The following is a 13,699-nucleotide window of genomic DNA, read 5'->3' as shown; positions in this document are numbered from 1 at the left end:
GGCTCAGCGCTCCAGGATGGCCACCACGCCCTGGCCGCCGGCGGCGCAGATGGAGATCAGGCCGCGGCCGGAGCCCTTCTGGGAGAGCAGCTTCGCCAGGGAGGCGACGATGCGGCCGCCGGTGGCGGCGAACGGGTGGCCGGCCGCCAGCGACGAGCCGTTGACGTTGAGCTTGGCGCGGTCGATCGAGCCGAGCGGAGCGTCCAGGCCGAGCTTCTCCTTGCAGAACTCCGGGGACTCCCAGGCGGCCAGGGTGGCCAGCACCTGCGACGCGAACGCCTCGTGGATCTCGTAGTAGTCGAAGTCCTGCAGGGTCAGGCCGTTGCGGGCGAGCATCCGCGGCACCGCGTAGGCCGGGGCCATCAGCAGGCCCTCGTCGCCGTGCACGTAGTCGACCGCGGCGGTCTCCGAGTCGGCGAAGTACGCCAGCACCGGCAGCGAGTGCGCCGACGCCCACTCCTCGGAGGCCAGCAGCACCGTGGAGGCGCCGTCGGTCAGCGGGGTGGAGTTGCCCGCGGTCATCGTCGCGTTCTCCTTGCCGTAGACCGGCTTGAGCTTGGCGAGTTTCTCCAGGCTGCTGTCGGCCCGCAGGTTCTGGTCGCGGGTCAGCCCGAGATAGGGCGTGAGCAGGTCGTCGAAGAAGCCGCTGTCGTACGCCGCGGCGAGCCGCTGGTGCGAGGTGAGGGCGAGCTCGTCCTGTGCCGCCCGGTCGATGTGCCAGCGCAGCGCGGTGATCGCCGCGTGCTCGCCCATCGACAGGCCGGTCCGCGGCTCGGCGTTGCGCGGCAGCTCCGGCTTGAGCGCCTGCTGCGGGCGCAGCTTCGCGACGGCCTTCAGCCGGTCGCCGAGCGAACGGGCCCGGTTCAGCTGCAGCAGCGCGCGGCGCATGTCCTCGTTGAGCTGCAGCGGCGCGTCCGAGGTGGTGTCCACCCCGCCGGCCACACCGGAGTCGATCTGGCCCAGCGCGATCTTGTTGGCGACCAGGATGGCCGCCTCCAGGCCGGTGCCGCAGGCCTGCTGGATGTCGTACGCCGGGGTGCGCGGGTCGAGCCGGGAGCCGAGCACCACCTCGCGGGTCAGGTTGAAGTCGCGGGAGTGCTTGAGCACCGCCCCGGCCACCACCTCGCCGAGCTGCTCGCCGGCCAGGCCGAACCGGGCGATCAGCCCGTCCAGGGCGGCGGTGAGCATGTCCTGGTTCGACGCCTGGGCGTACCGGCTGTTGGAGCGGGCGAACGGGATCCGGTTCCCGCCCAAGACAGCAACGCGGCGCACGTTCGGCACGACTATCCTCCACATCGACGGCAAAGAAGCTACTCACCGGTAGGCTACTCGCATGGCTGACAGGTACGCGAACTTCGCCAACTCCGGCCTCGGCCGGACCGTGGTCAAGCGCCTCGGGCTGCCTGATCCGCCCCGGCTGCGCCGTTACCGCCCCGGCGACCCGCTCACCACCGGGCCGGTCCTGCTCGGCGCGGCCCCCGGCGGACGGCTCTCCGAGCCGGTCCGCAAGCAGGTGGAGGCCGCCGGCGCGGAGGTCACCGATGCGGCTTCCGAGGGCGTACGGTACGGCGCGCTGGTCTTCGACGCGACGGGAATCGGGGACTCCAGCCGGCTCCGTGCGCTGTACGAGTTCTTCCACCCGTACGCTCGCTCGCTGACCGTCTCCGGCCGGGTGATCGTGCTGGGCACCCCACCGGAAGCCACCGCGGACCCGCGAGAAGCGACCGCGCAGCGGGCGCTCGAGGGTCTGACCCGCAGCATCGGCAAGGAGTTCGGCCGGGGTGTGACCGCGCAGCTGGTCCATGTGGCGCCCGGCGGTGAGGTCGCGCTGGAGTCCACGCTGCGCTTCCTGCTGAGCGGCCGCTCCGCCTACGTCTCCGGCCAGGTGATCCGGGTCGGCGCCGGCGCGGCGCCCACGCCGGCCGACTGGCAGCGCCCGCTCGACGGCAAGCTCGCCCTGGTCACCGGCGCGGCCCGGGGCATCGGCGCGGCCATCGCCCGCACCCTGGCCCGCGACGGCGCCGACGTGATCGCGCTCGACGTGCCGGCCGCCGGTGACGCGCTCGCCGACGTGGCCAACGAGACCCGCGGCCGGGCCCTGCAACTGGACCTGACCGCCGAGGACGCGCCCGCCCGGCTCGCCGGCTATCTCGCCGCCGGCCCGCACGCCGGCGTCGACATCGTGGTGCACAACGCCGGGATCACCCGGGACAAGACGATCGCCCGGATGGACGGCGCCCGCTGGGACTCGGTGATCGGGGTGAACCTGACCGCCCCGGAACGAGTCAACGACCTGCTGCTGGAGCGTGGCCTGATCCCTTCCGGCGGCCGCATCGTCGGGGTGGCGTCGATCGCCGGGATCGCCGGCAACCGCGGCCAGACCAACTACGCGACCAGCAAGGCCGGGGTGATCGGGCTGGTCCAGTCGCACGCGCCGCTGCTCGCCGGGCGCGGCATCACCTTCAACGCGGTGGCGCCCGGCTTCATCGAGACCGCGATGACCGCGAAGATGCCGCTCGGGCTGCGCGAGGCCGGGCGGCGACTGAACAGCATGTCGCAGGGCGGCCTGCCGATCGACGTGGCCGAGACGATCGCCTGGTTCGCCTCGCCCGGTTCCGCGACCATCACCGGCAACGTGGTGCGGGTCTGCGGCCAGAGCCTGCTGGGAGCCTGACATGGTCGCGGTCGTCGAGCTGAGTTCCGGGCCGGGCACCGGCGCCGCCTACGCGCGGGCCGTCCTCGGCCTGCTGCCCGGCACCAGACGCGGCACGGCCCTGCCGGACGTGGAGATGGTGCAGCGTGGCGTGGTCGTGGACCGCTCGCACCTGGCGCTCTACGACCGGGTGTGCGGCTTCCGCCTGTCCGACACGCTGCCGGCCACCTACCCGCACGTGCTGGCGTTCCCACTCGCCATGCGGCTGATGACCGCGCCCGACTTCCCGCTGCCGCTGATCGGCCTGGTGCACGTCGCCAACCGGATCACGGTGCACCGCCCGGTCTCGGCGGACACTCCCCTGGACCTGTCGGTTCGCGTCGCCGGCCTGCGGGACCATCCGCGCGGCCGCCAGTTCGACGCGATCGCCACGGCGTCGGCCGACGGGACCGAGGTGTGGCGGGGCGTCTCGACGTACCTGAGGATCTCGGGCCCGGCCCGGGCGACGGGTGACCGCCCTGAGGAGCCGGCCGCCGATCCCGGTGGCGCGGTCTGGCGCGTGCCGGCCCGGGTGGGCGGTGACTACGCCGCGGTCTCCGGCGACCGCAACCCGATCCACACCTCCCGGGTGGGCGCGCGGCTGTTCGGATTCCCCCGGCCGATCGCGCACGGCATGTGGACCAAGGCCCGCTCGCTGGCCGCGCTGGAGGGCCGGCTGCCGGACGCGTACACGGTGGACGTCGCCTTCAAGGCGCCGGTTCTGCTGCCCGCACGAGTGACGTTCACCGCCGGTCCCACCGGCGAGGGCTGGGAGTTCGCCCTCCGATCGAAGCGCCCCCATCTGTTCGGCTCCGTCTCGGGTTGATCCGGGGCCCCCGGATTTGCGTGTTCCTTACCGAGGGACAGGCAGACGGGGGTGACCGGTGCTCGAAGGGCAGACCACAGCGCGTCCGAGCACGACACCGGTGCGCCCGCCGGTCGCCACACCACCGCCACCGGCGCCGGCCGGCCACCACCAGCTCGTGCGGCTGCTGCCGGCGCTGGTGTCCGGCACGCTGATGCTCGCCTTCGGCCTGATCCAGGCCGGCCGGCCCGGCCTGAGCTGGGACGAGGTGACCTCCGCCGAGGTGTCGCAGCGGACCGTCCCGCAGATCTGGGAGATGGCCCAGAACATCGACGCCGTCTTCGCCCCGTACTACGTCTTCCTGCACTACTGGAGTGCCGTGGTGGGCACCTCCGAGGTGCAGCTGCGGCTGCCGTCGATCCTCGCGATGGCGGGCGGGGTGGCGGTGGCGGCCGAGCTGGGGCGGCGGCTGTTCAACCCGATGATCGGGCTCGTCACCGGGCTCATCCTGGCCGTGCTGCCGAACACCTCCCGGTACGCGGCTGAGGTCCGCCCGTACGCGTTCGCCTGCTTCTTCTCGGTGCTGGCCCTGCTGCTCCTGGTGGGGGCGGTGCGGCGCCCGGGCCCGTACCGGTGGGCCGGCTACGGCCTGAGCCTGCTCGGCATCGGCCTGTTCCACCTGGTCGCCCTCACCACCCTGGTGGCGCACGCGGTGCTGGTCGGCCTCTTCGTGTGGCGCACCCGGCGCCGTCGCACCGCCGCGGCGTGGGCCGGCACCGTGCTCGCCGCGATGCTCCCGCTGCTGCCGATCGCCTACCTCGGCCTGCACCAGGAGGACACCCAGCTGCACTGGGTACGGCCGATCACCCAGGCCGCCGTCCGGGCGATGCCGGGTGAGGTCGTCGGCTCGCCGGAGGCCGCGTGGCTGCTGATCGGCCTGGTGGTGCTCGCCTCGTGGCGGCCGCTGCGCCGGATCGCCCCGATGGCGGCCCTCGCGGCCGGCCCGCTGGTCGCGCTCGCGCTGGTCTCGGCGCTCGTCTCACCGATGTGGGTGGCCCGTTACCTGCTGGTCGTGCTGGCGCCGCTCGCCATGCTGGCCGCGATCGCCCTGGCCGGTGGCCGCGACGGCTGGGCCCGGTACGGCGTGCTCCGCATCGTCGCCGTGCTCCTGCTCCTCGCCGCCGTGACCGTGCCCGCCCACCGCGCCGTCCGGTCGCCGACGGCGAAGAACGGCCCCGACTACCGGACCGTGGCCCGGATCGTCGGCGACCGCCAGCAGAGCGGCGACGTGGTCGTCTACCCGCCGGGGAACCGGGCGATGCGGGCCGGCCTGGACTACTACCTGAACCGGCTCCCGGCCCGGCCCGGCGACCCGCTGGTTCGGGTGCCGTCCGCCGAGGCCGCGAAGCTCACCGCCGACGAGTATCCGGACGACGTCGCGCACCTGGCCGGCGCCGACCGGATCTGGGTCGTCGCGGGCAGCGAACGGGACGATCCGGCCGCCGCGCGCCCGGCCCTGCGCCGGTATCTCGCCGCCGGGTACCGGCGGGCCGGCTTCTGGCAGCCGGAGCGGGCGACAGTAGCGCTCTACGAGCGGACTCGGGCAAGCTGACCTTCATGAAGGTCCTGCTGCCCGACACCGTCGCCCTCGACCCGGATCTGCCGGCCGGCACCGTCGCGATCACCTACGACGTGCGGCGCCCGGTCCCCGACGAACACACCGACGCCGAGGTGCTGGTGGTCTGGGGCAACCCGCCGGAGGCGCTCAGCGAGGCCGCGACCCGGCTGAAGAGCCTGCGCTGGGTGCAGACCCTCGCCGCCGGCCCGGACGCGGTCCTGGCCGCCGGGTTCGGCCCCGACGTGCTGATCACCGCCGGTCTCGGGCTGCACGACCAGACCGTCGCCGAGCACACCCTGGCGCTGGTGCTGGCCGCCGCACGACGGCTCAACCTGCTGGTCCGGGCGCAGATCGGGCACCGCTGGGCGGGGGAACTCGGCGGGCTCCAGCCGGTCGACGACCCCGGCGCCTTCCGGACGCTGCGCGGCGCCACCGTGGTGATCTGGGGTTTCGGCGGGATCGCGGCGACCCTGGCTCCGCTGCTCGCGGCGCTCGGCGCCGACGTCACCGGCGTCGCCCGCAGCGCCGGCACCCGGCACGGCTTCCCGGTGGTCACCGAGGAGGCCTTCGCCGAGCTGCTGCCCCGCACCGACGTGCTGATCTCCATCCTGCCGGCCACGCCGGCCACCACCCGGGTGCTGGACGCCGGCGTGCTCGCCCAGCTCCAGCCGCACGCCTGGGTGGTCAACGTCGGGCGCGGCAGCACGCTGGACGAGGTCGCCCTGCTCAACGCCATCCGCTCCGGGCGGCTCGCGGGGACCGCCCTGGACGTCTTCGCCACCGAGCCGCTGGGCGCCGAGTCGCCCCTGTGGGACGAGCCGAACATCATCATCAGCCCGCACGCGGCCGGCGGCCGGCCGGTCGGCGCGTCCGAGCTGATCACGGCGAACGTGGCTGCCTTCCGGGCCGGGCAGCCCCTGCGGAACCTGGTCTCCTAGCGGGTGGTGGAGCGGGCGCGGACGTGCAGCCGCTCGCCCTGCGGCCCGAAGATGTTGATGATCTCGGCGGGCTCCGGCCCCGGGTTGAGGATCAGGTGCGGCAGCCGGGTGTCGAACTCCGCCGCCTCCCCCGGCTCCAGCACGATGTCGTGCTCACCGAGCACCAGCCGCACCCGGCCGGACAGCACGTAGAGCCACTCGTACCCCTCGTGGGTCTTCTGCTCCAGGTCGCAGCCGGCCGGGTCGGGCGGCAGGATCTGTTTGAAGGCCTGCAACCCGCCGGGCCGGCGGGTGAGCGGGATGTAGGTGCGGCCGCCGCGCTCGATCGGCCGGGCCCGCACCCGCGGGTCGCCGGTCTCCGGCGCGTCGACCAGCTCGTCCAGGCTGACCTGGTACGCCTCGGCGAGCGGCAGCAGCAGCTCCAGCGTGGGCCGGCGGGCCCCGGACTCCAGCCGGGACAGGGTGCTGACCGAGATGCCGGTGTTCTCGGCCAGCTGGGTGAGCGTCATCTCCCGCTTCTGCCGCAGCTCACGCAGCCGGGGACCGACCGCCGCCAGCGATGCCTCCAGGTCTTTTGCCATAACAGCAACATTAGTTGCTGTTTCTCGGGAGGGTGGAGCACGGTGGTGGAGACGGAAGGGGACAACGGTGGAACAGCAGACATACGACGTGGTGGTGGTCGGCGGCGGCGCGGCCGGACTGGGCGGGGCGCTCGCCCTGGCCCGGTCGCGGCGCTCGGTGCTCGTGGTCGACAGCGGGGAGCCGCGCAACGCCCCGGCGGCGCACATGCAGAACGTCCTGGGGCACGACGGCAAGGCGCCGTCCGAGCTGATCGCCGCCGGGCGGGCCGAGGTGGCCGGCTACGGCGCCGAGCTGACCGAGGGGCGCGCGGTCTCGGCGGTCCGTGACGGTGACGTCTTCCGGGTGACGCTGGACGACGGCCGTGCGGTGCGGGGGCGGCGGCTGCTGGTGACCACCGGCCTGATCGACGAGCTGCCGGACGTGCCGGGGCTGGCCGAGCGGTGGGGGCGGGACGTGGCGCACTGCCCGTACTGCCACGGCTGGGAGCTGCGGGACCGGCGCATCGGTGTGCTGGCGGCCGGGCCGCTGAGCACGCACCAGGCGCAGATGTGGCGGCAGATCAGCCCGAAGGTGGTGTTCCTGCTCAACGGGCAGCCCGAACCGAGCGCCGAGCAGGCCGAGGAGCTGGCCGCCCGGGCCGTTCCGGTGGTGGCCGGCCGGGTCGTGGCGGTACGGACCGCCGACGACCGGCTGACCGGCGTGGAGCTGGAGAACGGCGAGGTGGTGGCGCTGGAGGCGATCGCTGTCGGCCCGCGCTTCGTGGCCCGCTCGACGGTGCTGGAGTCGCTCGGGCTCAAGCCGGCCGACTTCGAGATGAACGGGTTCGTGCTGGGCACCCGGATCCCCGCCGACGAGATGGGCGCGACCTCGGTGCCCGGCGTCTGGGTGGCCGGCAACGTGACCAACCTCGGCGCGACCGTCGCGGTGGCGGCCGCCGCCGGGCAGACCGCCGGCGCGGCGATCAACATGGACCTGATCGCCGAGGACACCCGCAACGCGGTGGCCGAGTACCGGCACCGGATCGCCACCATGTTCGAGGAGGACGCCTGGGAGGAGCGTTACCGCAGCAAGCCGGCGGTGTGGAGCGGCCGGCCCAACCCGCAGCTGGTGGCGGAGGCGGAGCAGCTGAGCGCCGGGCGGGCGCTGGACGTCGGCTCCGGTGAGGGCGCCGACGCGGTGTGGCTGGCGCAGCGCGGCTGGCAGGTGACCGCGGTGGACATCTCGACGGTCGCGCTGGAGCGGGCGGCCGGCCACGCGGCGGACGCCGGTGTGTCCGGGCGGATCACGTTCCGGCACGCCGACCTGCGCTCGCAGGCGCCGGAGCAGCGTGCGTACGATCTGGTCTCCGCGCAGTTCATGCATCTGCCGCCGGTGGCGCGGCAGGAGCTGTACGCCCACCTGGCCGGCGCCGTGGCACCCGGCGGCACCCTGCTGATCGTCGGTCACCACCCGTCCGACCTGGCTTCCGGGGTGGGCCGGATGCACTTCCCGGACATGATGTTCACGGCCGAGGAGATCGCCGCCGAGCTGGACGCCGCCGAGTGGGAGGTGGTCGCGGCGGACGCCCGGCCGCGCCCGTTCACCGACCCGGAGGGCAACCCCATCACCATCCACGACGCCGTCCTGGTGGCCCGCCGGCGCTGAGCAGCAGCGCGCCCGGAATCCGCGCACGGGTTCGCTACCTGAGGTGATATGGGCGAATCGCCAGCATGGTCCCGATCGCCTTGCTGGAATGGCTACATGCGGCCGGACGATGCTGAAGGACAGACCGGCCCGGGTGACGACGCCCGGGCGGCGCTCGCGGCCTGGCGCGACGGGATCGCCGACCCCGGTGCCGCCAACCGCCTGCTCAACCTGCCGCGAGGCGGCGCCGACCTGGTCGAGATCGTCGCCCCGGACCCGCGCGGGGTCGTCGAGGCGCTGCGCCAGGGCCGGGACTGCACCCTGACCGGGGCCAAGGGCAAGGGGCGGCAGCGCGACACGCTGCGCACCGAACTGCCCGACGAGGTGCTGCATCCGCTGCTGCGCCGGCTGCGCCGGCACGCCCAGCAGGAGCAGGCCGACCGCGGGGTGGACGTGCTGCACCTCGCGATCGGCCTGCTGCACTGGGAGGACACCGACGGCGCCGGGTACGCCAGCCCGCTGCTGCTCCTGCCGGTCGACCTGGTGGCCCTCGGCCCCGGCGACGTCCCGCGGCTGCGGGCCGGCTCCGGCGACCCGTGCGTCAACCCGGCGCTGGCCGCCCGGCTGCGGGCGGCCGGCGTCGACCTGCCCGGCGCCGGCGACGACCCGGTCGCCCTGCGGGAGCAGATGGACGCCGCGATCGCCGGCCGGGCCGGCTGGCGCACCAGCGACGTCGTGGTGCTGGCCCGGCTCGACCCGGCCACCGAGGCGGTCCGCGCCGACCTGCTCGACAACGAGCAGCGCATCCTCGACCATCCGGTGGTCCGGGCGCTGGCCGCCGCCGACGGCACCGCCGGGGCGTTCGCCTTCGAGCCGGTCGGCCCGGACGAGATCGACGTGCTCGCGCCGCCGGACGACGTGCCGCTGGTGCTGGAGGCCGACGCCGGGCAGCGGGCCTGCGTGGCCGCCGCGCTGGACGGGCGGAGCTTCGTGATCGACGGCCCGCCCGGCACCGGCAAGTCGCAGACCGTCGCCAACATGATCGGCGCGCTGGCGCACGCCGGGAAGCGGGTCCTGTTCGTCTCCGAGAAGGCGGTCGCGCTGGACACCGTTCAGCAGCGGCTCGCCGCCGCCGGGCTGGGGAACTACCTGCTCGACCTGCACGGCGCCAAGGCCTCCCGCAAGCAGGTGGCGGCCACCCTGGCCGCGGCCCTGGAGGCGGTGCCGCTGCCCGAGCCGGGGATGGACGAGACGGACCGCCAGACCCTGCGGGAACGGCGGGAGCAGCTCAACGCGTACGCCGAAGCGGTCTCGGAGATCCGGGAACCGCTCGGCCGCAGCCTGCATGACGTGCTCGGCGAACTGTCCCGGCTGGACGGCGCGCCGCAGGCGCCGGCGCCGGGGCTGCAGCCGGCCGCGCTGACCGCGGAGGCGCTGGGACGGATCGCCGAGGCCAGCGACCGGCTGGCCCAGGCCTGGCGGCCGGCCACCGAGCGGGGCGGCTTCCGCTGGCGCGAGGTGGTCGAGCGGGAGTCGCTCGACGACATCCTGTTCCTGGGCCAGCTCACCCTGGAGGACCTGGCCGAGGCCGCCGCGCCGCACGCCGCCCTCGCGGCCGCGTTCCACCTGCGGCTGCCGGCCGACGCGGCGGCGCTCGCCGAGCTCGCCGCGCACGCCGCCGTCCGGCCGCCCGAGGTCGCCGACAGCTGGCTCACCGGCCCCACCCTGCGCCCGGTCCGGCAGGCCGCCGACGATCTGGCCGAGCAGGTCGAGGCGGTACGCCGGTCGGTCGATCACGTGCAGACACGGCTGGGCGTGCCGTGGGAGGCCCTGGCCGCCCCGCTGGAGTCGGAGAGCCTCCCCGAGCCGCCGCGGCTGGACCCGCCCGCCGTCCGGCTGGAGGCGCTGACCGCCGCCGAGGCCAAGACGCTGGCCGGCCGGTTCGCCGCGGACGCCGACGAGCTGGAGCACCAGCAGCGCAACCTGGACCGGGTGACCACCCGGCTGGGCCTGCCCGACGTGGTCACCTTCTCCGACGTCGAGCTGGTGAACCTGGTCGCCGAGCTGGGCGGCCGCCCGGACAAGCCGGAGCCGGCCTGGTTCGCGCCCGGCTCGCAGAGCGCCGTGCACAACGCCGCGGCCTCGCTGCGCCGGCACGTGGAGGCGGTGGCCGCCGCCCGGGCCGAGGCACAGGACCTGTTCACCGACGCGGTGCTCCGCGAACCGGTCGAGGACCTGGCCGAACGCTTCGCCACGGTGCACCGCGGCGCCCGGAAGCTGCTCGCCCCGCACCGGCGCGACAAGGAGACCGTGGCCGGGTTCACCGCCCCCGGGACCGGCCTGGAGGACGCGATCGCCAACCTGCACCTGGCGGTGGCGTGGCGGCGGGCCTTCGAGGGGCTGCTCGCGGCCGAACGGCAGCACGCCGGGCTGCTCGGGCACTACTGGCAGCGGCTGGAGACCGACTTCCGGGCAATCGGCCGGGCGCTGCAGACCGTCGAGGAGGCGCTGCGGGTCACCCCGCCGGAGGCGCTGCCGGCCGTCGTGGAGTACGTCAGCACCCGCCACCCCGACAACGGGCTGCGGTCCGCGGTCACCGAGGCCCGCGACGTGTTCCGGCACTGGCGCTCCACGCTGAGCCCGGAACCCGACCCGGCGGCCCGCCCGGAGCTCGGCCAGGGCAGCGTGCAGACGGCCGTCGCCTGGATGCGGGCCCAGCTGGGTCCGCTGCGCGCGGTCGCCACCCTGCTGCACCAGCTGGACGACATGCTGGGCCGGGAACTGAACGTGGCGGAGGCCCGCGTCGTCCTGACCGCCCGCCGCAACGCGATCGAGGCGGAGGCCGCGTTCGCCGCGGCCGCGCCCACCTACGTCACCACGCTCGGCCCGGCCTACCAGGGCATCGGCACCGATCAGAGCGCGCTGGCCGAGGCGATCGAGTGGGCGGCGCAGGCCCGGGTGCTGCGCACCGGGACGGACGCCGCGCTCAGCACCGAGCAGGCGCACGCCATGTCGGCCGGCCGCGAGGCGCCCGACCTGGCGCCGCTCATCGAGGCCTGGGAGGACGCCCGGGGACGGATCATCGAGGCGTTCGGGCCGGCCCGCCAGGTCCGTCTGGCCACCGCGCTGGACCGCTACGAGACCGCCCGGGACCTGCTGCGCGACCTGCGCGACGACGCCGGCGGGCAGCAGGAGTGGTTCGACTACCTGGCCGCCCGCGAGGCGCTCGCCGAGTACGGCCTGGACACCGTGGTCGACCACTGCGCCGACCACGGGATCGACGCCCGGCGGGCCGGCGCCGCGATCGCCCGCGCCGCGTACCGGGCCTGGGCCGACGACGTGATCGCCGGCGACGAGCGGTTGCAGCCGCTCGGCTCGGCCGAGCGCGGGGAACTGATCGAGGAGTTCCGCCGGCTCGACGCCGCCCTGCTGCCCGATGCGGCGGCCGCGGTGATCGAGGCGGTCAACGGGCGCCGCCCGGCGGTCACCGCCGACGGAGCGCCCGCGCTGATCCGTGCCGAGGGCCTGAAGCAGCACGGCCACCGGCCGGTACGCGACCTGCTCGCCGCCTCCTGGGAGACGGTGGCCGCGCTCAAGCCGTGCTTCGTGATGCCGCCGGCCGCGGTCAGCCGCCTGCTGCCCGCCGAGGCCCGCTTCGACGTGGTGATCATCGACGAGGCGTCCCGGATGACCCCGGCCGCCGCGGTCGCCTGCGCCTACCGCGGCCGGTCGCTGATCGTGGTCGGCGACGACGCGCAGCTCCCGCCGGCCGGCGGCCAGCCGTCCGTGCTGGTGGCCGCGAACGACTGCGGCGCCTTCACCCGCCTCGGCCTCACCTGGCACTACCGCAGCCGGCACGAGAGCCTGATCGGGTTCGCCAACGACGCCTTCTACCAGGGCCGCCTGATCACCTTCCCGGGCGCGCACCCGGTCGGCGAGGACCTCGGCGTGCAGCTGTTCGAGGCGGACGGCGCGACCGCCGAGGCGGAACTGGTCGCGGCCCGGGTGCTGCACCACTACTCCACCCGCCCGTCGCTGTCGCTCGGCGTCGTCACGCTCACCGCCGGGCAGGCCGACGCGGTCGCCGACGCCGTCGAGGTGGCCCTGGCCGGCCGCCCCGACCTGGAGAGTTACCTCGGCGACTTCTTCGTGCGCTGCGCCGAGGCGGCGCAGGGCGACGAACGCGACGTGATCATCCTGTCCACCGGCGCCGATCTGGGCGCGGCCGGCGGCCCGACCGGGGCACGCCGGCTGGACGTGGCGATCACCCGGGCCCGCCAGCGGGTCGAGGTGGTCACCGGCATCCCGGCGGGCGAGCGGGAGGAACCCGCCGGTGAGGGCGAGCGGCGGCTGGTCGCGTACCTCGACTTCGCCGGCAGTGCCGGCGCCGCGGGCCCGGCCGTGGCGGGCTCGGCCTTCGAGGACTCCGTCCTCGACACCATCCGGGGCTGGGGTCATGCGGCCGACGCCCAGGTCGGCACGGGGCGATGCCGTATCGAGATCGGGGTACGGCATCCCGGCCGCGAATCGGGGCCCTATGCGGTCGGTATCCGGTGCGACGGTCCCGGATATCAGCTCTCCCCGGTGGCCCGTGACCGCGACCGGGTGCACGACCAGGTGCTGCACGGCCTGGGCTGGCACCTGCACCGGGTGTTCAGCGTCGACTGGTACGCCGACCGGGCCACCGAGGAGGCCCGCCTGCGGGTGGCGATCGAGAACGCCCTGGCCACCCCGGACGTCTTCGCCGCACCGGACGAGGAACAGCTCTCGATCCGGCCGGCGCAGCCCCCGGAGTGGGCGCTGCCCTACGAGCGGGCCGAGGTGGAGCCGCTGCCGGCGTCCGCCCGCGCCGACGACGGGGTGACCCGGGACCTGCTGGTCCGCGCGGTCGCCCGGATCGCCGAGGTGGAGGGCCCGGTGCACATCGCGACGCTGGTCGGCCGGATCCGGGAGGCGTGGGAGATCAGCCGGGTCACCCAGCCGATCCGCACCGCCATCGAGGAGGCGGTCCGGGCGTCCGGCGCCGGCTTCGACGGCACCTTCGTGACCGCGGCGGACGCGCCGATCCCGGCGGTCCGGGTGCCCGGCGACGGGGTGACCCGCAAGCCGGACCAGGTGGCCGACGCCGAACTTCAGCTGGCCCTGGAATATCTGGTGCTGGACGCGGGCCTGGTCGAGGGCGACGACCTGCTGGCCGCGGCGGGCCGGCTCTTCGGCTGGAGCGGCAACCGGGCCGGTGCGGCCCGGCTCGCCGAGATGCTGGACGACCTGGTCTCGACGGGACGGCTGATCGCGCACCGCAACGGGCTGATCGCCGCTCCGGTCGACGACGACCTGCTCGATCTGCCCGACCCGGCGACGCTGCCGCACCGCGGCGACGCCCGCCGGACGGCCCCGGAGCACGCCACCCGGTGACATCGGCGGATGTTGATAGTGTGCGC

The 13,699-nt window shown here is 74.9% G+C and carries 8 protein-coding genes; 6 read left to right on the top strand and 2 right to left on the bottom strand.

The genetic code is table 11. The annotated features are described in order from the left end of the window. Window positions 1–3 precede the first annotated feature (3 nt). On the bottom strand, window positions 4–1,281 hold the full coding sequence (locus tag AB0F81_RS15510; protein WP_360196979.1) for an acetyl-CoA C-acetyltransferase: 1,278 nt from the start codon (window positions 1,279–1,281) through the stop codon (window positions 4–6). Between the two features lie 52 nt (window positions 1,282–1,333). Between AB0F81_RS15510 and AB0F81_RS15505 the strand changes: the two genes are divergently transcribed. From AB0F81_RS15505 to AB0F81_RS15490, 4 genes are all read left to right on the top strand, one after another. After that, the gene (locus AB0F81_RS15505; RefSeq protein WP_360196976.1) at window positions 1,334–2,674 is read left to right on the top strand and encodes a 3-oxoacyl-ACP reductase; all 1,341 of its coding nucleotides are present in this window, start codon (window positions 1,334–1,336) and stop codon (window positions 2,672–2,674) included. 1 nt (window position 2,675) lies between these two features. After that, on the top strand, window positions 2,676–3,518 hold the full coding sequence (locus AB0F81_RS15500; protein WP_360196973.1) for a MaoC/PaaZ C-terminal domain-containing protein: 843 nt from the start codon (window positions 2,676–2,678) through the stop codon (window positions 3,516–3,518). Window positions 3,519–3,618: 100 nt separating this feature from the next. Beyond that, the gene (locus AB0F81_RS15495) at window positions 3,619–5,109 is read left to right on the top strand and encodes a glycosyltransferase family 39 protein (protein WP_360196970.1); all 1,491 of its coding nucleotides are present in this window, start codon (window positions 3,619–3,621) and stop codon (window positions 5,107–5,109) included. A gap of 5 nt (window positions 5,110–5,114) precedes the next feature. Then, window positions 5,115–6,053, top strand: a complete 939-nt coding sequence (locus AB0F81_RS15490) for a phosphoglycerate dehydrogenase (protein WP_360196967.1) — start codon at window positions 5,115–5,117, stop codon at window positions 6,051–6,053. Here the strand turns inward: AB0F81_RS15490 and AB0F81_RS15485 are convergent. Further along, window positions 6,050–6,634, bottom strand: a complete 585-nt coding sequence (locus AB0F81_RS15485) for an XRE family transcriptional regulator (RefSeq protein ID WP_360196964.1) — start codon at window positions 6,632–6,634, stop codon at window positions 6,050–6,052. The two genes, AB0F81_RS15490 and AB0F81_RS15485, sit on opposite strands and share 4 nt — an antisense overlap. 67 nt (window positions 6,635–6,701) lie before the next feature. Here AB0F81_RS15485 and AB0F81_RS15480 point away from each other — a divergent pair, with 67 nt between their 5' ends. Continuing rightward, complete coding sequence (locus tag AB0F81_RS15480) at window positions 6,702–8,279, top strand: bifunctional NAD(P)/FAD-dependent oxidoreductase/class I SAM-dependent methyltransferase (RefSeq protein ID WP_360196961.1); 1,578 nt, start codon at window positions 6,702–6,704, stop codon at window positions 8,277–8,279. Window positions 8,280–8,375: 96 nt separating this feature from the next. Then, entirely contained in the window at window positions 8,376–13,673 is a 5,298-nt protein-coding gene (locus AB0F81_RS15475) for a DUF3320 domain-containing protein (RefSeq protein WP_360196958.1), read from the top strand. Window positions 13,674–13,699: the final 26 nt, after the last annotated feature.

This window comes from Actinoplanes sp. NPDC024001 (assembly GCF_040638955.1).
In the GTDB taxonomy this organism is placed as follows: domain Bacteria; phylum Actinomycetota; class Actinomycetes; order Mycobacteriales; family Micromonosporaceae; genus Actinoplanes.
Note: the sequence above shows the minus strand (reverse complement) of the source record. Positions and strands in the feature narration are given on the sequence as shown.